Here is a 21,466-nt window from a genome sequence, read left to right as displayed (position 1 = left end):
AGTCTTTTTCGCGCGCCCAAAAACACTCGTATGTGTCTGCCATCTCAAGATCTGTCCAACTCTGGGCGCATTTTCAGGCCAAGAGACACAAAAAGGAGCGTTGCTCCTACTCAATCGAGTAGTTCTGCAACGCCCCCTTTTGTGTACAGTTAGAGGTGCTCAGCCAGCCAAGAAACCACGATCTCCACCAGCTGAGGGTTTAGGGCAAAGGGCTGGAGGGAATCAAACTGGGGACTGGTGTGGGCAAAGGTGAAGATATGGCTGGTCTCCGGCAGAAGCTCCAGGGTTACCTGGTCATTCCCCGCCTCCCGCAGGCGCTGGGCCAAAGCCTTGGCGTGGTAAGGCATCACCTGGAGATCCTCTTCCCCCTGCACAATCAGGACAGGGCACTTGACCTGGGCTACGTTGTCCAGGGGGCGCAGCTCCATGTGCTGCCGGATCCAATCCAGATTGGCAGCCAAACCGCTGCTTTCCCCTTTGCCTTCCCGGGCCTCCTGGATCAGCACTTCCACCTGCGACTTCAGCTCCTCTAGATAGGCTCGCTCCTGATCAGTGAACCACGGCTGGGCGATCTGGTAATCCAGCTGCTCCACCATGAGCTCATCCAGGGGGATGGAAGCACCCGCCAGGAGCACCACGGCGCTCAGCCGCTCCGCAAACAGGGGGGCGAAATAGGCGCCTTCGCTGTGGCCCAGCATGGCCAAGCGCTGGGGGTCGATCTCCGGGTGGGCCGCTAAGTAATCCAAGAGCGCTTCCACATCGGAGAGCAGATCGTGGAGATCCGCGGCGGCGTAATCGCCTGTGCTCTCACCCACTCCCCGCTCATCGTAGCGCAGCACGGCGATGCCCACTTCCGCAAGCCTTTCCGCGAGAATCCTGAACATATCCGTCATGAGGCTCGGCGGGCTGTTGCCATCCCTATCTTGGGGCCCTGAGCCGGAGTTGAGCAGAACTGCAGGAAAGGGCCCTGTTCCCAGGGGCAGGCTCAAGGTTCCGGCCAAAGTGATCTCGCCGTTTGGCACCCTGAAGTCCTCGGTGCGCAAATGCGCCGCCTGGGGCTTTTCAGAAGCTGCCTCTTTAAGGCCCAGATAGCCCTCCCGCACCACCTCCACCGCCTGCAGAGGTATCTCCAGGCGGATCAGGCGGTCTGCTTCCGCCAACAGGCGGATCTGCAGATTGCCCGGCATGGTGATGATGTACTCATCCAAGAGCAGCTGCCCCTCCTGGAGCTGGTAGGCCGCCTGGCCCACATAGACTGCGCTGCCGCTGAGCACAGGGCTTTGGTTGCCCAAGACCAAGCTGGGCACAACTAATGTAAAGGCCAGCTCTTCCCCTGCCGCCAGGGGCAGAGCGAGAAGCTGCTCGTAATGGGCAAAAACGTTGTTGTCCAGAACCACAAAGGGCTCCGCCAGGTCGTAGCTGCGGCGCAGAGGCCCAACCTCCGCCTCCAGCTTGCCGTCCTGGAAAGTGACGGAGACCGCGGCCCCGGGACTCAGCACCACTTCATACTGGGACCATTTACCTCCACTGCCCTTGAGCGTACTGCGCACTTCCAGGCGCTGGCCGCCCACGGAGATCACTCCGTCTGTTTTCAGCTCCTCTGAACTGAAGGAGTACTCCTCCCGCCCCGATTCTACGCCCCCTAGGAACAGAATAAAGGCGCCTGACTTGGCGGCGGCGTGGATTGTGGTACCGAGGATAGTGAACAGAAGCACAAATGCCACAACGGAGAAATTTCCAACACGTCTCACCCTACTCCTCCTCTGCTTTGAGCTTATTCAGTACCCAGGTGAGCTCTGCGATGGCCCGCTCCAGGGCTTCCCAGAGGGCCTGGTCCGATTGGATGAAGGGTTTTAAGCCTACTTGCTCTGACTTCAGTTCGTAAATTCTGGCCTGCACTTCCCTGGCCAGTGCTTTGCAATTGCAGGTCATCTCCATCATCTTTCCCAACCCCCCGAATGCTACATCCCTATTGTACTTGATCAGGATCCCCTGTGCAACACTGAACATGATTTGCAGGAATTGGTGGGCCAAACTCGAAAAAACTAGGGAGTGAAGTAAAGAACGCTGAGAAGGAGAGCTGCTTGTGTCTTTGCAAATCATCACCGATAGCGCCTGTGATCTGCCTGAACAGATAGTGAAAGAATACGGCATCGAGGTCCTGCCCTTTTTGGTGTACCTCGCGGGCGAAGAGTACGCAGATGGCGTTGACATTACCGCCGACAAGGTCTATGCCGCGATCCGGGCCGATCAGGTGCCCACCACGGGACAGGTGCCTTTGGACACCTTCCTCACTGTCTTCAGTAAATATGCCCGGGAAAACACGCCCTGTCTCTACCTGAGCTTTTCCTCGAAGCTCTCCGGTACGTGCAATACGGCGCGCATGGCCCGGGAGGAAGTGAGAAGAACCTACCCTGAAGCCCAGATCACCATCGTGGATACCCTAAGCGGCAGCCTGGGCCAGGGCCTGATCGTGCTGGAGGCCGCGGAGATGGTCAAGGCCGGCAAACCGGCTGAGGAGATCATCCAGCACGTGCAGCGGCGCGCCCAAAACAACGTGGAACACATCTTTTCCGTGGATGACCTCCACTACCTCCACCGGGGCGGACGGCTCAAACTGGCCAGCGCCGTTTTGGGCAGCCTGCTCAATGTAAAGCCCATTTTGCAGGTCAAGGACGGCTTGATGATCCCCCTGCAGAAGGTCAGGGGCAAGAAAATGGCGGTAAAGCGCATTGTGGAACTGGTGAAGGAACGCTCCTTGGGCCATCCGGAGCAGCTCATCGCCATCTCCCACGCGGATGATCCCAAAATGGCGGATCAGCTCAAGGCCCTGCTCCAGACAACCCTAGGCTACCGCAAGTTCCTGATCAACTGCGTCGGCAGTGTCCTGGGCTGCCACATCGGCATTGGGGGAGTGGCGGCCTTCTTCGTCAACGATAGCTACCCCGTGCCCAATCTCACGGCCCTGCCCTAAGTTCAGCCTCTAGATTAATATTTTACTTTTCATTAACCTTGCGTTATACTTGATCTTGAGCAAACAACTACTAAAGATTGGAGTGTCGCCAGTGGATTCCTACAAGTATAAGTATCGACCGGAACCTTACCGCATCAAAATGGTAGAACCCATGCGCATCCCCACCAGGGAGCAGCGGGAAGAAGCAATCAAGCGTGCTGGCTACAATACCTTCCTGCTCAATTCTGAAGATGTCTACATTGACCTGCTTACTGACAGCGGCACCAACGCCATGAGCGACAATCAGTGGGCAGGTCTCATGCTGGGTGATGAAGCCTACGCCGGCAGCAAGAACTTCAAACATCTGGAAGAAGCAGTGCGGGACCTCTACGGGTTCAAATATGTGGTCCCCACCCACCAAGGGCGGGGCGCGGAGAACATCCTCTCCAAGATCATGATCAAGCCAGGCGACTATGTGCCAGGTAACATGTACTTCACCACCACCCGGGCCCACCAGGAGCTGGCGGGCGCCACCTTCCGGGATGTGATCATCGATGAAGCCCACGATCCGGAAAACGAGCACCCCTTCAAGGGCAATGTGGATCTGGCCAAATTGCAGGCCCTCATCGACGAAGTGGGACCGGAGCGCATCCCCTACATCTCCCTGGCCGTCACCGTGAACATGGCCGGGGGCCAGCCCGTTTCCATGGCCAACCTCAAGGCCGTATACGAGCTGGCGCAGAAGTACGGGATCAAGGTCATGTTCGATGCCACCCGCTGCGTGGAAAACGCCTGTTTTATCAAGCACCGGGAGCCCGGCTATGAGAACAAGACCATCAGGGAGATCCTGCGGGAGATGTTCAGCTACGCCGACGGCTGCACCATGAGCGGCAAGAAAGACGGCATCGTGAATATCGGGGGCTTTTTGGCCCTCAACGACCAGGAACTCTACCAGAAGGCCACCGCCCTGGTGGTGGTCTATGAAGGGATGCCCTCCTACGGCGGCATGTCCGGCCGGGACATGGAAGCCCTGGCTCGGGGTCTCTATGAAGCGGCTGATTACGACTTCGTGGCCCACCGCCTGGACCAGGTGCGCTACTTAGGGGAGAAGCTTCTGGAAGCCGGCATTCCCATCGTCAAGCCCATCGGCGGCCACGCGGTCTTTTTGGATGCCCGCCGCTTCTATCCCCATATCCCCCAAGATGAGTTCCCCGCCCAGATGCTGGCGGCCCAGATCTACTTAGAATCGGGCGTGCGCACCATGGAACGGGGCATCATCTCCGCGGGCCGGGATGCCCAGGGCAACCACTACTACCCCAAGCTGGAGCTGGTGCGCCTGACCATCCCCCGGCGGGTCTACACCTACGCCCACTTCGACTATGTGGTGGATGCGGTGCAGGCCGCCTGGAACAACAGGCAAAACGTAAAGGGCCTGCGCTTTGTGTACGAACCCCCGGTTTTGCGCTTCTTCACCGCCCGCTTCGAGCCCATCCAGTAGCAAGGTATAGACTTAAACCCCGGCTAAGCCGGGGTTTTGTCATATAAAGAGGTTAGCGTAAAACCGGAAGAGGTCAAAGAGCATGAGCAGCCCCACCGCGATGAGGAGCAAACCCGAGACGGCCTGAATGCGGGGCAAATTGCGCTTGATCACCCCAAGGGCGTTCTGGAGCTTACCCCAAAGCAGGGCGGTGAGGAGAAAGGGCACCCCCAGTCCCAGGGAAAAGGTGAAAAGCAGCGCCATCCCCTGGAACAAGGTGTTCAGGTTGGAGGCTAGGATGAGCGCGGTGCCCAAAAACGCCCCTAGGCAGGGCGTCCAGCCCAGAGAGAAGGCCGCCCCAAAGAGCAGGCTGGACCAGAAGCGCAGATTGCTGGTGTCCGCCCGCAGGGTCCGGCCGCGGTTGAGCAGGCCGATCCTGATCACCCCCAGGTAATTGAGGCCGATCAGGATGATCACCAGGCCTCCCAGGCGCTGCAGCAGCAGGCGGTTACCCGCAATCAGCCGACCTAGGGCGGAGGCAGTTGCGCCCAGGGCCACAAACACTACGGTGAAGCCGGCGATAAAGCCCAGGGTGTTCAGGAAAAGGCGCACTCCGGCCCTTTCCCCCGCGGCTTCCTCGCCCCCAAGGTAGAGAAGGTAGATGGGGATCATGGGGAGAATGCACGGTGAGAGAAAGGCCAGCAAACCCTCGACAAAGATCAAGCCGAACAGCGACGGCGTTACTTGGGGCGCCAACTGCTGCAGCATTATTTGGCCCCCTCGATCATCTTGAGCACCATGTCCTTGGTCACCATCCCGATGGCGTAGTCGCAGAGATACCCCTCGGCATCGATGACCACCGTGGTGGGCAGGCCAGGAATCTGGAAGATTCCATAGGCCACCAGGCCATAGTCCATGAGGTTGGGGATGGTGATGCCCTGTTCAGCCAGGTAGGCTGTGCCGCTTTCCACCGTCTCCCATTCCCCATCGATCTGGTCCAGAAGGAGAATCACCGCATCGCCCCGCTCCTGCAGCTCCTCATGGAGCGCCTGCAGTTCAGGCAGTTCCATCACGCAGTAGGGGCACCAGGTGGCCCAGAAGTTCAAAACCACAACCTTCCCCCTAAAGTCGCTGAGGCGGACAATTTCCCCCTCGGCGCTCTGCAGGGCGAAATCCGGCACGAGGATCTTAATGCAGTATTCCTCTTCTTCTTGTACTTCCGGTACCTCCTGCGCCTCTTCCGCCCATAGCCCAGCGCCCAAGGCCAGGACAAGGAGGAAACTCACAAACAGCAGCTGCACAGCTCTCCTTTTCATCTAGAATCAGACCTCCGTGCACAGTATTCACGCGCCTAGGGGGCCAAGCGGTATTTCACCACCTAGGGCGTGGTTTTGCTGAGTAAAATATACCACAGGAGGGTATGGCGAACAAGGAAAAAGATTGTGCCCACAAATGCAGGCCCCCCTTCCCTTGACAAAGCCCCGCCCTTTGAGGAAGATCAAGGTATGTCGGCACAATGCAGCCCCGAGGTGTGAAGCTGGCCATGAAAAAATACCTGAAAATCGCAACCCACCGGGCCACCATTGCAGGAGCAGCCATTTTTGCCCAGCTGGGCGCCTTGATCCTCATGATCGTGCGCTTCAGCGGGTACCTTCCCCTCTTCTACGCCTTCTGCACCGGACTCAGCGCCGTGGTGGTGATCCTGATCGCCACGGGCCGGTCCAAATCGGCCTACAAGATCTCCTGGATCATCTTGATCCTGCTCTTTCCCATTTTCGGCGGCCTCTTTTATCTGATGTTGGGCCGGACCAGGCTCAGCGCCGGGATGCGGCGGAAGATGGAACGGACCCGGCTGATCGGGGAAAAATCCCTGGAAACCAGCCAACCGATCCTCTCCGAGCTGGAGGGCAGGGACCCCCGGGCCGCGGGCCAGGCCCGCTACATCCAAAACCATGCCGCCTATCCCCTCTACCGGCACCAGTACTCCAAGTTCTATCCCGTGGGGGATCTGGCCTTCCCGGACATTTTGGCGGAGCTGGAAAAGGCGGAAAGGTTCATCTTCTTGGAGTTCTTCATCATCGAAGAGGGCCTCATGTGGAACAGCATCCTGGAAATCCTGCGGCGCAAGGCCCAGGAAGGGGTGGATGTGCGCCTGATCTACGATGATCTGGGCTGCATGTTCCGGCTGCCCAAGGATTACCCCGCCAGACTGGAAGCCCAAGGGATCAAAACAGAGCGCTTTCATCCTTTGACGCCGCTGCTCACCGCCAAGCTCAACTACCGGGATCACCGCAAGTTCATCATCATCGACGGGCACACCGGCCTAACCGGCGGCATCAACCTCGCGGATGAGTACATCAACGTGATCGAAAGGTTCGGCCACTGGAAGGATTTTGCCTTCCTCTTCAAAGGTGAAGCAGTGTGGTCCCTGACCGTGATGTTCCTGGCCATGTGGGAATACCTCCGGGGGGAGCAGGAAAGCCTGGAGGACTTCCGCCCGCCGCAGCTTTCTGATCTGCCGCCAGATCAGGGCTTTATCCAGCCCTTTGCCGACAACCCCCTGGATGATGAGACGGTGAGCGAAACGGTGTACTTCAACTTGATCAACCGGGCGGAAGAGTACCTCTACATCTACACGCCGTACCTGGTCCTGGACAGCGAAATGGTGGCCGCGATCTGCGCCGCGGCCAAAACCGGGGTAGATGTGCGCCTGATGACGCCCGGCATTCCGGACAAGCCCCTGGTTTTTGCCGTCACCCGCTCCTACTACCAGCCCCTGTTGGAAAGCGGTGTAAGGATCTTCGAGTATACTCCAGGGTTCATGCACGGCAAGGCCATGGTGGCCGATGACCAGGTGGCGGTGGTGGGCACCGTGAACCTGGATTACCGCAGTTTGTACATGGCCTTTGAAAACGCGGTGTGGCTCTACCATACCGAGAGCGTGCTCCAGATCCGGGATGACTTCCTGGAAACGCTCAAGGTCTGCCGGGAGGTGCAGCTGGACCACTACCGGCAGATCCCGCCCCTGCAGCGGGCTAAGTGGGCCCTTTTGCGGCTCTTGGCCCCGCTTTTATAACCAACTTGAAAAGGATTTCCTCGATTAATGTCGAATAGCCACGGTATATTTCCCGCCCGCTGGGGGTATTGGCCATGTCTAGATGGAAGTTTGGCAGAATTCGTGATCGCGTTCTGGCCCTGTTTCTGCTTGTGGTGTTGACCCTCATGGGGATAGTGATGCTGATTACCGGCGTGCTCACCCGTTCTTTGGTGCACCAGCTGGTGGTGGAAAATGCCCGGGCGCTGGCCCACCACCAGAGCCACATCCTCGCCCTTTGGCAGCGCGAGCGCATGGCCGATCTCCAGCAGCTGGCCAATAACGACTTGCTGGAGACCATGGACTGGGAGCAGATCGAACCGTACCTGCTCCGGCAGATCGAAGAAGCCTTCCCCTATTACCTGATCTTCTTCGTGGCCGATCCGGAGGGTAACTACAACACCACCCTCACCCGGGATGCCGGTAATATCGCGGATCGGGAGTATTTCGGCCAGGTCATGGAGGGACAGACCGTGATCACGGGGCCGCTGCTCTCCCGCTCCACCGACCAGCGGGTGATTATCGTGGCCACCCCCATCTGGAACCAGGATCGCACGGCGGTGCAGGGCGTTTTGGGGCTTTCCATGGACCTGGAGGAACTCCTCAGGGTTTCCCGGGACCTGATGGTCTCGGCGCAGCAGGACTCCCTTTATCTGGTGGATGAACACGGCTATTTCATCATCCATCCGGATCCTGACATGATCATGAACAGCCGCATCCAGGACATCTTCCCCGGGTGGGACCAGCTCCCCAGGGAAGCGGGCTCCTTTTCCGGCACGGAAAACGGCGTGGGCTACCACGCCTATTACCAAAAACTCCCCGGCTCCAGCGGCTGGACTGTGGCGGTGAAGGTCCCCACCTCGTATTTCACCGCCCCTGTGCACCGCCTGATCTGGCATTTGTCCGGGGTGGCGGTGGGCAGTCTCGTCCTGGTTCTCTGGCTGGGTTCCTGGTTTGCCTCCACCATCTCCCGGCCCATTGTGGAACTGAACCAGATCTTCCGCCGGGGGGCCGAAGGCGATCTCACGGTGCGGGCGGCGGTGACCACCAGGGATGAAATCGGTGAGACGGGCCAGTCCTTCAACCGCATGATGGAAACCATCGGTACCATGACCTTCTACGATCCCTTAACGGGGCTGCCCAACCGGCACCAGTTCATGAACAGCCTGGAAAGCGCCTTGGAAAGCGGCGGAACCGTGATTTTAGCCCTGGTGTCCATCAGGGATTTGGCGGAGATCAAAACGTTTCTGGACAGGGCCATCTTCGACCGCCTCCTCATCCACCTGGCCCACACCCTGCGGGAGGTCACCGCGGGGAATCTGGTCATCGGCCGCCTTTCCGAGGGCGAGTTCGGTTTGATCATTCCGGCCGGATCCAACGGGGTGCTGCAGATCATCGACCGGCTGGATCAGCTCCTGGCCCACCCTTTGACCTATGAGGAAGGCGATCTCTCCGTGCGGCTCTGCGGCGGGATCAGCATCAGCGTGGAGCAGGATGTGGGGGCTGACCTTTTCTACCAGCAGGCCCAGGCCGCGCTCTACGAAGCTGAGCACGGCGATGCCGAGGCCCTGAAGCTTTATAACCCCAGCGTCCACCATGCCCTGGTGGAGCGCATGCGCTTTCAAACCGAGATCCGCACCGGCCTGGAGCAGGGCCAGTTCACCGTCTACTACCAGCCGGTGGTGGATCTGGCCACCCAGACCATCGCCGGTAAGGAAGCGTTGATCCGCTGGAACCACCCCACCAGGGGCCTGCTCCTGCCGGGGCAGTTCCTCCCCGCGGCTGAGCAGGGGGGCCTGGTGGAGCAGATCGGAGAGTTCATGCTGGAGCAGGTGTGCGCCCAGCACGAAGAGTGGCTGAAGGCGGGCTGTGACCCGGGCTGGGTGTCGGTGAATATTTCCGCCCATCACTTCCGTTCACCCCATTTCGCCGCCCAGCTGCGGTCCATCCTCAGCCGCTATGACCTGCCCAAGGGCATGCTGCACATTGAGATCACCGAAGAGGCGATGCTGCGGCCCACACCAGATGTCCTGGAGAACTTCCAGGCCTTGAAAGCCATGGGCATCCACATCGCCATCGACGATTTCGGCACCGCCTATTCCTCCCTGCAGTACCTGGCCCGCTTCCCCATGCAGGCCCTGAAGATCGATAAGGGGTTCATCGACCATGTGGACACCAGTTCCCGCATGGCCGGTCTGGTCCGCTCCATTATCGGTATGGGCCGCAATCTCAGCATGGAAGTTGTGGCGGAAGGGGTGGAACGCCCCAACCAGCTGCAGCTTTTGCGGCACATGGGCTGCCTCAAGGCCCAAGGGTACCTGTTCAGCCGCCCTGTGCCCTGGCAGGACTACCTGGAAGTGCAGCGGGGTTTGGTGGGGCGCCTGGGATCGCTTCTGACCAGCTAGGCTGCAAGGCGCAAGAGTTCACGTTGAAATGGAGATGCGAAGATGACAAGATGTGCTTTAGGAATAGATATCGGCGCGACCAACACCAGGATCGCCGTGGTGGATGACCAGGGGAACATCCTGGAGAGCCAACACCTCCCCTCCAACATGGCCGCGGGGGCCCCCTTTTTTGAAGAGGTGGGCCGCAGGGCCGCGGCCCTAGCCCGCCGCCATAAAGCAGTGGCGATGGGTGCCGGCACCGCGGGGCAGATCCACCGGGCCACGGGGAAGTACCTTCCCGGCCTGTACCCCCAGGCCCCGTGGGTTGGTGTGCCCCTGCGGGACATTCTAGCCCAAACGGCGGAGCTTCCCGCCTTTGTGGACAATGACTGCAAAATCCATGCCTACGCCGAGCTGAAGGTGGGCGCTGGCCGGGGCCGCCGGGATTTCATCTCCCTCACCTTGGGCACGGGCCTGGGGGGCGGCATCATCGCCGGCGGCCGGCTCGTGCACGGGGCCAAGGGCATCGCCGGCCACATGGGCCACATCAGCATCGATCCCCAGGGTCCACCCTGCCCCTGCGGCAACCGGGGCTGTTTGGAGCTCTACGCCTCCGGCACCGCGGTGGCCAGGCTGGCAAGCCGCGCCTACGGCCGGGAGCTCACCTCACCGGAGGTGTTCCAGCGGGCCCGAGACGGCGAGGAGAAGGCCCTGGCGGTACTGGAAGAAATGGCCACGGCCCTGGGCAGAGGCCTGGGGGCCATGGCCAACATGTTCAACCCGGAGCTTTTTGTACTGGGCGGGAGCATCATGCAGTGGTATCCCCTGCTGGAAGCAGCTGCCCGCCGCGGTTTTCGCGCCAGCGCCATGACAGAGTTGCAGGATACCCCCATAGTCATCTCGCCCCTGGCTGGAGAGGGCGGGGTGATCGGTGCCGCCCTGTACGCCTTGGACCAGCTGGCAGGGGGAAATGTCTAGTTCTGCACACCAAAAAGGGGCCTGCCCGCGGGTAGGCCCCTTCCTTTCTCTAACTATAGATACGTTTCGGCGAAGTGGTAGAGCAGGCGCACCCCCACGCCGGTTGCACCCTTCTGCAGGTAATCCCCGTCCTTCTCCCGGAAGGCGGTTCCGGCAATATCCAGATGCAGCCAGGGAGTATCCTCCACGAACTCGCCGATGAACAGACCAGCGGTGATGGTCCCCGCTTCCCGGCCCCCCACGTTGCGCAGATCCGCGTAGGGGGTTTTGTTCTGCTCCCTGTACTCCGGGAAACTGGGCAACTGCCAGACCCGCTCACCCGACTGCTGGGAAGCCCGCTGCAGGCGCTCAAAGAGGCTCTGATCGTTGGTGAGCACGCCTGTGGTGAGATTCCCCAGGGCCACGATGACAGCACCCGTGAGGGTGGCCACATCCACCACCACCGAAGCCTTCTCTGCACTTACCATGTAGTGCACCGCATCCGCGAGGGTCAACCGCCCTTCCGCATCGGTGGTTTCCACTAAGATGCTCTTCCCCGCCCGGGAGCCGATGATATCCCCGGGCCGGAAGCCTTTACCGGAGATGAGGTTTTCACAGGCGGCCACCACCGCCACCACATTCACACGCACCTTTTCCCTGGCCAGGGCGCCCATGGCCCCGATCACCGCGGCCGCGCCCGCCATGTCGAACTTCATGGTCTCCATGCCCTTGGCCTGCTTGAGGGAAAGGCCGCCGCTGTCAAAGGTCAGGCCCTTGCCCACCAGCCCCAGCACCTGTTCGGGATTGGCGGGATCCCCCAGATGGCGCATGATGATCAGCCGGGGCCCGTTGGCACTGGCCCTGCCCACGGCCAGGAAGGCCTCCATGCCAAGCTTTTCAATCTCTTCCTCCCCCAAAACCTCCACGGCGAAGCCGTACTTCTCCCCGGCCCTCTGGGCTTCCTGGGCCAGCCGCTCCGGCGTCAGAACATTGGCCGGTTCGTTCACCAGGTCCCGGGCCAAGTTGGTGGCTTCACCCAAGGTCTGCCCCACCTTGAGGGCGGCGATCACCTCCACCTCCTGCTCCGGCAGATAACCCACCTGCAGGGTGCGCACGGAGCACTCCCTTTGCTCCTTGAGATAGCGGTTGAAGCGGTACGCGGCCAGGAAGTACGCCTCGGTGATGGCCCTGGCGGCCTGGCCCGCGGGAAGCTGGGCGTTTTGCCAGGGCAGCACGGTCAAAACTTCACTTTTGAGCCTGTCCGCTTCCTTGAGCCCCGCGCCCAAGGCCCGGCGCACTTCCTCCAGGGTGAGCTTTTCTCCCTTACCTAAGCCCGCGGCCACAACCTTCACGGTCTTTTCCGCCCCTTCCGGTAGATACACACAGGAAGCGGTTTCGCCAAGCTTAGCGGTGAAGCCCTGGGCCTCAAAAAGCTCCTTAAGGGAGGCCTTGGGCCAGGGGTAATCCTTAAGCTCCTCTTCGCTGAGGAGCAGGAGCAGATCTCCGGGTACTTCAGAATTAAACGGCAGAGCACGAACTTCCAAGTGCAACTCCCCTTCTCTTGTAATCTAGTGAGCTGATATTCCAGCTTAATCCACGTCCAACATCTCCAGCTTGCTCCCGGTGGCCACCGCTTTGCTGTCGCCGTGGCGCACCTGGCTCATGGTGATAAAGGCCAAGATCGAAAAGAGCGTGGCGTAGGGAAACAGCGTCCAGTAACCCAGCTCATCCAGGAACACCCCGGAGAGGATGGGCGTGAGGATCTGCGCGGACATGGAGGCGGTGTAATAGTACCCTGTGTATTTCCCGATATCCGCGCCCTTGGCCATCTCCACCACCATGGGGTAGGAGTTGACGTTGATGGCCGCCCAGCCAAAGCCGATCAAGACCAGAAGGATGTTCAAGAGCGGGTTGAAACTCTTGAAGAAGGCGGCGATGAAAAAGCACAGGCCCAAGATGGTGATCCCGGCCATGATCGTCCTTTTCCGGCCGATCTTGGCGGCAATCAGTCCCGCGGGGATAAAGGCCACAACCGCCGCTCCGGTGGCCAGCATCAGACTGTTGGCAAAGCCGCCGCCGGCAATACCTAAGTAATCCTGCGCGTATTTGGAAAAGGCGGTGGTCACCGCGTTGTAGGCGAAAAACCAAAGGAAGATGGAAGCCAGAATGAAGTAGAAACTGCGCTTCACCGCGGGATCCATCTCCGCGGCCCGGGAGGCTCCCTGCTCCCCCACCTTTTCTTCGTACGCCCGCATGGCCGCGGCCAGCTTCTTCTCCTTCACGGTGAAAAAGAGGATCACCACCGCCAGCACCATGAAAGCAGCTACGAACGCAAAAATGGGCAGGTAGTTCGGTTTTCCTTCCGCGGGCACCAGGGCGGAGATCAGGCCCAGGGAATAGATCACTCCCAAGGCGCCCATGAGGTTGATGATTCCGTTGGCCTGTGAGCGGAGGGGCTTAGGCGTCACATCGGGCATGAGGGCCACCGCAGGGGAGCGGTAGGTGCTCATGGCCACCAAGGCCACCAAAAGTGCCACCATAAACAGGGGAAACCGTGCCGCATTATCCGCCACGGGGATGATCAGCATGGACACCACAGCCGCCGCCGTGCCCCCGAGAATAAAGGGCATGCGCCTGCCGATGGGGGTATCCACCCTATCCGACAGGGCCCCAAACAGAGGAAGCATGAACAAGGCCAAAACGTTGTCCAGGGCCATAATCACGCCCGCGGGCGTGTGGGCCACGCCGAAGGTGTTCTTGAGGATCAAGGGAATGATGCTGTCGTAGAGCTGCCAGAAAGCAGAAATGGACATGAACGCTAAACCGATGAAAAACGTCCTGCGGTAATTCAGTCTCACTCAGGAGCCCCTCCTTTTGGCAATGACTATTTGCTCTCTTTTTCGCCGTTTACCAGCAATTCCCTGCTAAAGGAAAGGTATTGGGAAAAGAAGGATTTTCCCCCGCCTTGGCGAAGATGGTAATCAATCTCATTACGAAGGAGGACTGGGGCTATGAAAGAGTTTGAGGCTGGCTGTCAGCGTCCCAAAGGACAGCCCAAGCCCGCCGCAGCGGAACCCGCAGTGGTACAGGAAGTTCAGAAGGGAGAGGAAAGGAAAATGATCCAAGTGGGCAAACCGGCACCCATGTTCAGTGCCCCCGCTTTTTATCAAGGTAAGTTTGTGGAGGTGGATCTGGAGGAGTACAAGGGCGATTGGGTGATGCTCTGTTTCTATCCAGGTGACTTCACCTTCGTCTGAGCAACGGAGGTTTCAGCAGTTGCTGAAAAATACCCTGAGTTTGTCGAACTTGGCGTAAAAGTCTTTTCCGTGAGCGTAGACAGCGTCTTTGTGCACAAGATGTGGAATGACCACGAGCTCAGCAAGATGCTGGACGGAAAGGATATCCCCTTCCCCATGCTGTCCGACCAAAACGGTAATATCGGGCGGCTCTACGGGGTCTATGATGAAGAATCGGGAACGGAAACCCGGGGACGCTTCCTGATCGACCCCGACGGCATAGTCCAAGCCTTCGAAGTAATGACACCGCCTGTGGGCCGCAACGTGAACGAGGTCCTCAGGCAGATCAAAGCCTTCCAGCTGGTGCGGGAAGCCAAAGGTACCCAGGTCACCCCCGCGGGCTGGCAGCCGGGTAAGAAGACCCTAAAGCCCGGCCCGGAGCTGGTGGGCAACGTCTGGAAAGAGTGGAATCCCAAGCAGGATCTGGATAAATAGGCAGGATGGATAAACCGGCGGAAGATGGGCATGGTATCCAAGATAGACGCCGCTTAAGGAGAGTTGATCTTGGGCAAGACCATCCTCATCCTCGGAGGAGGCACGGCGGGGGTTGCCGCCGCCAATGTGCTGGCTGACGTTCTGCCTCCTGGAAACGACTTAGTAGTGGTGGACCGCAGCCCGGTCCACCTTTTTTTGGCCGCCCTGCCCCTTTTGCTGGTGGGGCGCCGCCGCCCTGGGCAGCTCACCCGGGAGCTCACCAGGCTGGAGGAGCGGGGCCTGCGCTTCATCCAAACTGAGGTGGAAGGCCTGGATCTCCAGGGGAAAAGGGTCTTAATCCAGACCGGAGAGCTGACCTACGATTACCTGATCATCGCCCTGGGTGCCAAGCGCCAAGCCCAAATCCCCGGCCAGGAGCAGTGGTCCTTCAACCCTTACGATCTTGGGGAAGTTCAGGAGCTCCGGGGAAGATTAGCCCGCTTTCCCGGGGGCCGCCTGGTGCTTTTCATCCCCAGCCTGCCCTTTACAGGTGCCGTGGCCCCCTATGAGATCATGCTCCTTGTCCACGACTACTTCCGCCGCCTGGGCCGGCGCCGCCAGGTGGAGCTGATCCTAGTCACCCCGGAGGAGCGCCCCTTCAGTTTCGCTCCGCCGGAGGTCAGCACCCAAACGGAAGAGCTCCTGCGGGCCGCGGGCATTGAGCTGCTCACAGGCCAGACCGTAACCGCCATCACCAAAGGCGGTGAGCTGATCCTGGAGCGCGGAGCCTTAGCCGCCGATCTGATCTTAGGCCTCCCCACGCACAGCCTGCCCCCCTGCCTGCGGGCCACAGGGCTGGTGGGGCCAAACGGCTGGCTCACCGCCCATCCCCACACCCTGGAGACCCCCGTGCGGGGCGTCTATGCCGCGGGCGATGTGCTGGGCCTTTTCACCCCCACGGGGCAGCCCCTGCCCAAGGTGGGCTTTTTCGCCCACTACCAGGCGGAGGTGGTGGGCCGCAATTTGGCCCTGCAGCTTACGGGCCAAAAGCCCAACCTCCGCTTCCGGGGAGGCGCGGCGGGCGCCTCCATGCTCACGGGGCTCAGGCGGGGCGTCTTTGTTTCCCTGAGCACCTACGCCAACCCTCCCGAGATGACCGTGTCCCGCCCCACCTGCCTGGCCTTCCTTGTGAAAACCCTTTTTGAGAAATACTGGTTGACCGCCTGGTTCTAGCATAAACGAAGCTCCGATCACCGACGCTAGGAAAAACACAACCAGGAAAGGATGAGTCTATGGAGAAAAAGCTCGACGAACAGGAAAAGAGCAAAAAGAACCTGCAGCAGCAGATCCGCCACACCAAGGATCGCCTCCGGGATGCGGAGTTTGCCCTGGAACACGAGGAGATGTCCCCCCAGCGCCGCCGGGAACTGGAAGAGAAAAACCGCCACCGGCGGGAGGACATCTGGGGTAAAACCAAAGAGCTGCGGGAGGAAGAATGAGCGGGCCCCAGGGCCCGTTTTTTTGCCAAAACTTTACCTTTGATAATGAGAATCACTTGCACTTATCCCCAACCTGTGCTACACTTAAGGCAAAACCAATCCTTACTAAATCAGTTAGGATTAGCAAGGAGCTGACAAGATGTTTGAGCAGGTGAAACTAGGCTACGACTTTGCCGCCCTTGAACCCCACATTGACCAGCTAACCATGGAAACCCATTACGGCAAGCATCACGCCGGGTATACCAATAACTTGAACAAGGCCCTGGAGCAGCTGCCGCAGCTGCAGGGGAAGACCATTGAAGAGATCCTCAAGAACCTCGAAGCTATCGAAGATGCCGCCCTGCGCACCGCGGTGCGCAACAACGGTGGAGGCTACTACAACCACAACCTCTATTTCCAGATCCTCAGCCCCCAAGGGGGCCAGCCTCCCCAGGGCAAACTGGCGGAGCAGATCGACTCTGACTTTGGTTCCTTCGAGAACCTGGTGCAAAAGCTTACTGCAACCGCAGCTTCCGTGTTTGGTTCAGGCTGGGCCTGGCTCTCCAAAGACCCCTCCGGCAAACTGGTGATTACCAGCACGCCCAATCAGGACAATCCCCTCATGACCCATGGAGGCCAGCTAACCCCCATTTTAGGCATCGATGTCTGGGAGCACGCCTATTACCTCAAATACAGGAACATGCGTGCCGACTACCTCCAGGCCATCTTCAAGGTGATCGACTGGAGCAAAGTTGCTGAGATGTACCTCGAGGCCTAGCCGGGCCAACCCTTCCAAGGTGCTGAACATCCGTTCAGCACCTTTTTTGCTGTAAAATAGGAAGGCAAAGCCAATTCCGTTTTCCCCTCCCTGAATACTATATCCCAGAAAGGGGGGTGTTCAGTGGGAAATCTGTTTTCCGCCAGCACGGGACTGGGGCAGCGGCAAGATCCCCTCGCGGAGCTGCTCCCGGCCTTTCTGGAAGCCATCCCTATGCTGACCTCGATCCTCAAACCAACGGAAGAGGGATCGCCATCCGGCCGCTTATCCTCCCTCCTCAAGGAGTTGGATCCCCAGGCGCTCCGCGCCCTGATCCAGCGCTTCACGGGTAACATGCCGGACCTGGAAGGGTAGAACAAGCAAAGGAGTGAAGGAAATGGGCAGACCCATCTGCTGCGGGATTGACCCGACCACGGCCATCTTCATCCTCTTTTTGGTTGCCCTGGTCATCATCGCCGCCAACCTCTAGCCGAAATCGGGGGTGTAAGGAGTGAAGAAAAAAGAAGCCGAGGGAAGCTCCTCCCTCGATGCCCTGCTCAAGCTGCTGCCGGCCCTGGCCCTGAGCTACCCGGCCATCACTTCCCTGGTGAGCCAGTTTACCGGGCAGCCCCAGGACACTAAGGTTTCTCTGCAGGAAGCGGTACCCAAAATTACCCAAAGTTTGGCCGAGATGGACCAAGCCAAAAAGGAAGAACTGGTGAAGGAACTGCTCCGCTTTTTCCCGGAGCTGGAAAAGCTCTTGAAGCAAGGGAATGCGTGAGTAAACCGCAAGCCGCCGGCAGTGCCCTAGGATAGCGCCTAGGGCACTTGCCTTGACTCCAGAAGATACTCTTGGTAGTGCAGGGGGGTAAGGTAGACGCTTTTCAGCATCTGGCCATCCCCCACCTTCCAGAACAGGCCCTTATCGGGTTTGCCGTTCACCTCCAAGATCCAGGGCCGGCCCTCCCTGTCTAGAAGGAAGTCAATTCCCAGCTCCCCCAGGCCCCCCATCCCCTGATCTAGAGCCTGCGCGGCCAGGCGGCTTAAGGCGGCCAGCTGCTCCAAGATCTCTCCAGAAACAACCTCCTGGGCTGGGAGCACCGCCAGATAGCCGTTGGTCAGCAGCCTTCCCGCAGGCGCGACGCGGCTCAGCTCACCTGTTTTCTGCCACTTCCCTTCCCCATCTTTTTGCAGCAAGAGGCGCACATCGAACTTCAGGCCACCTTTGACCGGGGTGTCAATGTAGGCTTGGGCCAGGTAGACGCCCTGGGGAGCAGCGGCAGCCAGCAGCGCCGGGTACACCGCCTCTCCCCAAAGGGGCAAGGAAAGCCCCTGGGAGCTTGCGAGCACAAGCTCCGGCTCAAGTAGGGTGAGCCTGAACACCCCGGCCCCGCCGTGCCCCCGGCGGGGTTTGAGAATGAGCGAACGGTGCTCCGCCAAAAGCTGCGGCAGCTCCGTGGGATCGAAGAGGTAGGTGGCCGGCAGGCTCCCCCCGACCGGGGAGGCCCGCAGTAGCTGGTATACTTCCCACTTGTCTAGCTGGGTGCGGAGGTTGAAGATGTTTCCCTCCCCCACCCGCTCCTTCAGCCGGGCCAAAACCGCCCGGGGTTCGGGGAAACAGCGGTTGTAGATGGTGCGGGGAAAGGCAAATTCACCCCGCCGCCACACCCCCCGGCGCAGCTGCAGCCCGTGGATGCGGTCCCGCTCCCAGTCGATGCCCCGGGGATCGAAAAAGAGGAGCTCCCCGGCAAGCTCCCGCCAGTGGTCGCTGTAGTAGGGTACGGTCTGCACAGTGTTCATGAGCAGCGCGCGATCGATCCTCGGCCCCAAAAGAGACACCTCCCCCAAGCGGAAAACGGGAACCGGGCATGAGCACCGTCCCGCTCCAGCTTCATAGTGTAAGAGCGAGAAGGCCAACTTCTTAATTCTCTCACCGGGGAGGTGCAGGTTCGTGAACCAGGACCAGGAGACCTTCATCGTCTTCGTCGCCTTGATTCTCATCGTCGTGCTGGCCGTAATCCTGCTGGCCTAGCGGCTGCCGAGGATGGGGGCAACCCCATCCTCCCCTTCCTGCTCTATGTATATGACCCACGGCCTAGACGGTGACTTGAAGTCTTGGAAATCAAGAAAAAGGAGGCAGCGCGTGGCCATGACCAGTGAACAGCGGCAAGAAGCCCCAAGTGTGGCGGATTCCATCCTGCAGATCTGTGCCTTTGCCCTCACAAGCTACCCAGTGCTCGCGCCTCTGCTCAGGCAGTTGAGGGAAGATCTGCGGGAGGCCTTTGACCGGGCCGCAGATATCTTTCCCCGCCTCAGGCGAGCCTTGAGTGAACTAGAACTGGACGAAGGGGTAGCTGACCGCTTGACCAATCAGCTGCTGGAGGCCGTTCCCGAGCTGGAAAGCCTCCTGCAAAGACTGCGCAGCTGAGCAAGGGGCACCTAAAGGCTGGGGGGAAGAATTTGTTCCCTACCCAGCTTTTTCATGCCGCCTGCGCCTCCCACCTGCGCAGGAGGAAAGCCAAAACCACCCCCCACAAAACCGCCCCGATGAAGGTGCTGATTAAGGTGGTGGGGGTTGTTTGCACCAAGTGGGGAACCTTGAAGAGAACCACGATAAACTCCTCGAAAAAGCTCAGGATCAGGCTGAAGATCACCGCTTTACCCACCAGCCCCCTGCCGCCGATAACCGGCAGCAGAAAGGCAAACACGATCCCCCTAAACCCCGACCAGACCAGCTGCATCACCAGGGCCATGGAAACTTGCAGGCGGGTCTGGGGCAGGCTTCCGAAGACCAGCATCCCCGCCCAATCCAGCATCCGCCGCTGGGTGAACTGCAGGATGTAGTAGGAGAAGAGACTCCAGGCGTTAAGGGGAAGGGCGGCGATGATCCCCCCGTAGAACCCTCGGTAAAATCGATCCACATCCGTCCCTGCCTTTCCAAGGATAGGTTATCCAAAAGGCAGGGTGCAATTCCCCTTCCTTACCAATTCAGGGGCTGCGCGGCCTGGGCCCCCGGCACGTAGAGGAGGTATTGGAAATAATCGGTGGTGACGCCGGAGGCCGGCTGGGGCGTGGCCAGCTTCCAGATGAGCTCCTGGCTAAAAGGCGAGCCTTCCCCATCAAGCCTGACCAAAAGGGGCTTACCTCCCGCCAGCTCGGCTAGGATCTGCATCCCGCTGGCGTAGGTGGAAAGAAGCTCAACCGCAGTTCCATCCTGGCTGAGCCGCTGGCTGTCGGCGTAGACCAAAACCAGGCTGCACACCGTTCCGGCAAACTCATCCCGGGAGTTGATCCGGGCCGCCAGCCACTCCACCCCCAGCTGCGGGCCTTGAAAGACGTGGTTGAGGCCCCACTGGCCGAAGAACGCAGTGCCGCCACCTAGGGGCACCTGCTTCAGGAAGTTGCTGTACATGGTCCGATCCCGATAGGCATAGTACTCCAGGGGATCCTCCATGGTCTTCAGCCTCAGCCCCGCCAGCAAACTGGAAAGCACCAGCTCAAAGCGGAAGGTGAGATCCCCCAGCTCCCTTTGGACCTGCTCCTCTTCCAGCTCCAGGAGGAGCCCCCAGACAAACTCGGCCGCGGCGAAAAGGTCGGGATAGCTGACCTCTCCCCGCAGCACCTGCTGAATCTGGGAAAACCCCGTTTCAGACAAGCTGCCCCTTTCCACCTGGTCCAAAAGATGCTGCAGATAGCGCAGGGCTAAAATGGGCTGCTGCTCCACATCCAGGCCCACCAGATGCAGCCTTTCCCCTTCCGGCAGGGACTCCTGCAGGGCCCGCAGCCTCCGCCAGAGATTGTAGCGTTCCTGGGTGTAAAAGTAAGTGTGCCTGGTCTCGGCGAAGGCGAGCTTCAAAAGCTCTTCATCGCCTGTTTCCAGATACTTCTGCAAAAACCCGGCAATACTGGGGGGAAGCTCCAGAAGCAGCCAGCGCACTCCCCCTTCCCGGACGAAAAACTCCAGGAGAGCCCCTTCCAGCTCCTGGTTAAAGGCGGTGCCGTGGGACTCCCCCACCAAAAACAGGCGATAGCGTCCAAGCTCCTGGCTAAGGCGGGCCGTGAGATCGCCCCAGTCCATAACCGGCCAGCTCCAGCGAGCCAGATACTCCTTAAGGGCCGCCCCCTTGGCCGGGTCCACCTCCTCCGGCAGAAAGCGCAGGGCCGCCCGGGCCGGCTCAAGCAGCCCCGGCTGCTGCGTTACCATCTCCACAACCCGGCGGCCCTGCCTGGCCACCTCTTCCGGGCTGTGGAAGCTCAAAAACAGCTCATACAAATCCTCCGCTTCCTCTTCGGTTGCAGTGAGCACCAGGTTCACCTGGATCGTCCCCTGGGGAGCTTTCAGCACGTAGTTACGGAGCAGCTCCACCTGGACGCCCAGGCGCTCAGAAAAGACCGCCAGATCGCCTGGGGAAGCCAGCCAATCACCGGTCACCACCCACCCCTCCGGCAGGGAAGCTGGGTCAAGCCTCGTGCCCTGGCCGGAAAAGGCCAAGGCTCCACCGGAGAGCAGCAAAAGAACAAGGATCAGGGGAACGAAACGGCGCATGGGCATCTTCCTTTGTCTTTTTTTGTGCCCAGTATACCATCTCTTCCCAGGCCCCTCAAGCAAAACGATTGACTGCAAACGCCCGTTCGCTTATGATGGAAGCAGAAGGG

21 protein-coding genes are annotated in these 21,466 nt (G+C 59.8%); 12 read left to right on the top strand and 9 right to left on the bottom strand.

Features of this window, described 5'->3' with window-relative positions:
- Window positions 1-149: 149 nt before the first annotated feature.
- Both ACE4YL_RS12530 and ACE4YL_RS12525 read right to left on the bottom strand, forming a co-directional pair.
- Window positions 150-1,751, bottom strand: coding sequence for an alpha/beta hydrolase family protein (locus tag ACE4YL_RS12530; RefSeq protein WP_461358374.1), 1,602 nt, complete (start codon window positions 1,749-1,751; stop codon window positions 150-152).
- Window position 1,752: 1 nt separating this feature from the next.
- Entirely contained in the window at window positions 1,753-1,941 is a 189-nt protein-coding gene (locus tag ACE4YL_RS12525) for a hypothetical protein (RefSeq protein ID WP_461358373.1), read from the bottom strand.
- 145 nt (window positions 1,942-2,086) lie between these two features.
- On the opposite strand from ACE4YL_RS12525, the gene ACE4YL_RS12520 reads away from it, so the two are divergent.
- Together ACE4YL_RS12520 and ACE4YL_RS12515 are read left to right on the top strand one after the other, a co-directional pair.
- On the top strand, window positions 2,087-2,974 hold the full coding sequence (locus ACE4YL_RS12520; RefSeq protein ID WP_461358372.1) for a DegV family protein: 888 nt from the start codon (window positions 2,087-2,089) through the stop codon (window positions 2,972-2,974).
- 91 nt (window positions 2,975-3,065) lie between these two features.
- Entirely contained in the window at window positions 3,066-4,451 is a 1,386-nt protein-coding gene (locus tag ACE4YL_RS12515; RefSeq protein WP_461360309.1) for a tyrosine phenol-lyase, read from the top strand.
- A 39-nt stretch (window positions 4,452-4,490) separates the two neighbouring features.
- On the opposite strand, the gene ACE4YL_RS12510 is transcribed toward ACE4YL_RS12515, so the two are convergent.
- Both ACE4YL_RS12510 and ACE4YL_RS12505 read right to left on the bottom strand, forming a co-directional pair.
- Window positions 4,491-5,198, bottom strand: a complete 708-nt coding sequence (locus tag ACE4YL_RS12510; protein WP_461358308.1) for a cytochrome c biogenesis CcdA family protein — start codon at window positions 5,196-5,198, stop codon at window positions 4,491-4,493.
- Window positions 5,198-5,746 carry a TlpA family protein disulfide reductase gene (locus ACE4YL_RS12505; RefSeq protein ID WP_461358307.1) on the bottom strand — a complete coding sequence of 183 codons (549 nt, stop codon included), beginning with the start codon at window positions 5,744-5,746 and terminating at the stop codon, window positions 5,198-5,200. Before ACE4YL_RS12505 ends, ACE4YL_RS12510 begins: the two co-directional genes overlap by 1 nt.
- A gap of 200 nt (window positions 5,747-5,946) precedes the next feature.
- On the opposite strand from ACE4YL_RS12505, the gene cls reads away from it, so the two are divergent.
- The 3 genes from cls (at window position 5,947) to ACE4YL_RS12490 (ending at window position 10,886) form a co-directional block, all read left to right on the top strand.
- Window positions 5,947-7,506: a cardiolipin synthase gene (gene cls, locus ACE4YL_RS12500; protein ID WP_461365426.1), complete on the top strand. Its 1,560-nt coding sequence runs from the start codon at window positions 5,947-5,949 to the stop codon at window positions 7,504-7,506.
- 74 nt (window positions 7,507-7,580) lie between these two features.
- Entirely contained in the window at window positions 7,581-9,929 is a 2,349-nt protein-coding gene (locus ACE4YL_RS12495) for a bifunctional diguanylate cyclase/phosphodiesterase (RefSeq protein WP_461365253.1), read from the top strand.
- A 42-nt stretch (window positions 9,930-9,971) separates the two neighbouring features.
- Window positions 9,972-10,886, top strand: a complete 915-nt coding sequence (locus ACE4YL_RS12490; protein WP_461358678.1) for an ROK family protein — start codon at window positions 9,972-9,974, stop codon at window positions 10,884-10,886.
- 53 nt (window positions 10,887-10,939) lie between these two features.
- Here ACE4YL_RS12490 and ACE4YL_RS12485 read toward each other — a convergent pair whose 3' ends face one another.
- On the bottom strand, window positions 10,940-12,409 hold the full coding sequence (locus ACE4YL_RS12485) for a leucyl aminopeptidase (RefSeq protein WP_461358679.1): 1,470 nt from the start codon (window positions 12,407-12,409) through the stop codon (window positions 10,940-10,942).
- Between the two features lie 45 nt (window positions 12,410-12,454).
- The gene (locus ACE4YL_RS12480) at window positions 12,455-13,723 is read right to left on the bottom strand and encodes an MFS transporter (protein WP_461367073.1); all 1,269 of its coding nucleotides are present in this window, start codon (window positions 13,721-13,723) and stop codon (window positions 12,455-12,457) included.
- A 153-nt stretch (window positions 13,724-13,876) separates the two neighbouring features.
- Between ACE4YL_RS12480 and prxU the strand changes: the two genes are divergently transcribed.
- From prxU to ACE4YL_RS12450, 6 genes are all read left to right on the top strand, one after another.
- The gene (gene prxU, locus ACE4YL_RS12475; RefSeq protein ID WP_461358681.1) at window positions 13,877-14,596 is read left to right on the top strand and encodes a thioredoxin-dependent peroxiredoxin; all 720 of its coding nucleotides are present in this window, start codon (window positions 13,877-13,879) and stop codon (window positions 14,594-14,596) included.
- A gap of 69 nt (window positions 14,597-14,665) precedes the next feature.
- Window positions 14,666-15,808, top strand: coding sequence for an NAD(P)/FAD-dependent oxidoreductase (locus tag ACE4YL_RS12470; RefSeq protein WP_461358682.1), 1,143 nt, complete (start codon window positions 14,666-14,668; stop codon window positions 15,806-15,808).
- Between the two features lie 59 nt (window positions 15,809-15,867).
- Window positions 15,868-16,074 (top strand): hypothetical protein, encoded by a 207-nt coding sequence (locus ACE4YL_RS12465; RefSeq protein WP_461358683.1) that lies wholly within the window; start codon window positions 15,868-15,870, stop codon window positions 16,072-16,074.
- Window positions 16,075-16,213: 139 nt separating this feature from the next.
- Window positions 16,214-16,831 carry a superoxide dismutase gene (locus ACE4YL_RS12460; protein WP_461360312.1) on the top strand — a complete coding sequence of 206 codons (618 nt, stop codon included), beginning with the start codon at window positions 16,214-16,216 and terminating at the stop codon, window positions 16,829-16,831.
- Between the two features lie 123 nt (window positions 16,832-16,954).
- On the top strand, window positions 16,955-17,185 hold the full coding sequence (locus ACE4YL_RS12455; protein WP_461358730.1) for a hypothetical protein: 231 nt from the start codon (window positions 16,955-16,957) through the stop codon (window positions 17,183-17,185).
- A gap of 136 nt (window positions 17,186-17,321) precedes the next feature.
- Window positions 17,322-17,591, top strand: coding sequence for a hypothetical protein (locus ACE4YL_RS12450; RefSeq protein WP_461358729.1), 270 nt, complete (start codon window positions 17,322-17,324; stop codon window positions 17,589-17,591).
- Window positions 17,592-17,629: 38 nt separating this feature from the next.
- Here the strand turns inward: ACE4YL_RS12450 and ACE4YL_RS12445 are convergent, their stop codons facing one another.
- The gene (locus ACE4YL_RS12445; protein ID WP_461358728.1) at window positions 17,630-18,640 is read right to left on the bottom strand and encodes a YheC/YheD family protein; all 1,011 of its coding nucleotides are present in this window, start codon (window positions 18,638-18,640) and stop codon (window positions 17,630-17,632) included.
- A 313-nt stretch (window positions 18,641-18,953) separates the two neighbouring features.
- On the opposite strand from ACE4YL_RS12445, the gene ACE4YL_RS12440 reads away from it, so the two are divergent.
- Window positions 18,954-19,238: a hypothetical protein gene (locus tag ACE4YL_RS12440; RefSeq protein WP_461358727.1), complete on the top strand. Its 285-nt coding sequence runs from the start codon at window positions 18,954-18,956 to the stop codon at window positions 19,236-19,238.
- A gap of 52 nt (window positions 19,239-19,290) precedes the next feature.
- Here ACE4YL_RS12440 and ACE4YL_RS12435 read toward each other — a convergent pair whose 3' ends face one another.
- Entirely contained in the window at window positions 19,291-19,731 is a 441-nt protein-coding gene (locus ACE4YL_RS12435) for a hypothetical protein (RefSeq protein ID WP_461358726.1), read from the bottom strand.
- 59 nt (window positions 19,732-19,790) lie between these two features.
- Entirely contained in the window at window positions 19,791-21,356 is a 1,566-nt protein-coding gene (locus tag ACE4YL_RS12430) for a TraB/GumN family protein (protein ID WP_461365256.1), read from the bottom strand.
- Window positions 21,357-21,466: the final 110 nt, after the last annotated feature.

It is taken from the genome of Candidatus Darwinibacter acetoxidans, from assembly GCF_041936445.1.
Classification (GTDB): Bacteria; Bacillota; Limnochordia; order Darwinibacteriales; family Darwinibacteriaceae; genus DTU010.
The sequence above is the reverse complement of the archived record's forward strand: the minus strand, read 5'-3'. Positions and strand labels throughout refer to the sequence as shown.

What these genes read in the sequence shown, in the direction of transcription:
- ACE4YL_RS12525 (WP_461358373.1), bottom strand. Translation starts at nt 1,941, where the DNA reads ATGATGGAGATGACCTGCAATTGCAAAGCACTGGCCAGGGAAGTGCAG.
- ACE4YL_RS12510 (WP_461358308.1), bottom strand. Translation starts at nt 5,198, where the DNA reads ATGCTGCAGCAGTTGGCGCCCCAAGTAACGCCGTCGCTGTTCGGCTTG.
- ACE4YL_RS12505 (WP_461358307.1), bottom strand. Translation starts at nt 5,746, where the DNA reads ATGAAAAGGAGAGCTGTGCAGCTGCTGTTTGTGAGTTTCCTCCTTGTC.
- cls (WP_461365426.1), top strand. Translation starts at nt 5,947, where the DNA reads ATGCAGCCCCGAGGTGTGAAGCTGGCCATGAAAAAATACCTGAAAATC.
- ACE4YL_RS12495 (WP_461365253.1), top strand. Translation starts at nt 7,581, where the DNA reads ATGTCTAGATGGAAGTTTGGCAGAATTCGTGATCGCGTTCTGGCCCTG.
- ACE4YL_RS12490 (WP_461358678.1), top strand. Translation starts at nt 9,972, where the DNA reads ATGACAAGATGTGCTTTAGGAATAGATATCGGCGCGACCAACACCAGG.
- ACE4YL_RS12465 (WP_461358683.1), top strand. Translation starts at nt 15,868, where the DNA reads ATGGAGAAAAAGCTCGACGAACAGGAAAAGAGCAAAAAGAACCTGCAG.
- ACE4YL_RS12460 (WP_461360312.1), top strand. Translation starts at nt 16,214, where the DNA reads ATGTTTGAGCAGGTGAAACTAGGCTACGACTTTGCCGCCCTTGAACCC.
- ACE4YL_RS12430 (WP_461365256.1), bottom strand. Translation starts at nt 21,356, where the DNA reads ATGCGCCGTTTCGTTCCCCTGATCCTTGTTCTTTTGCTGCTCTCCGGT.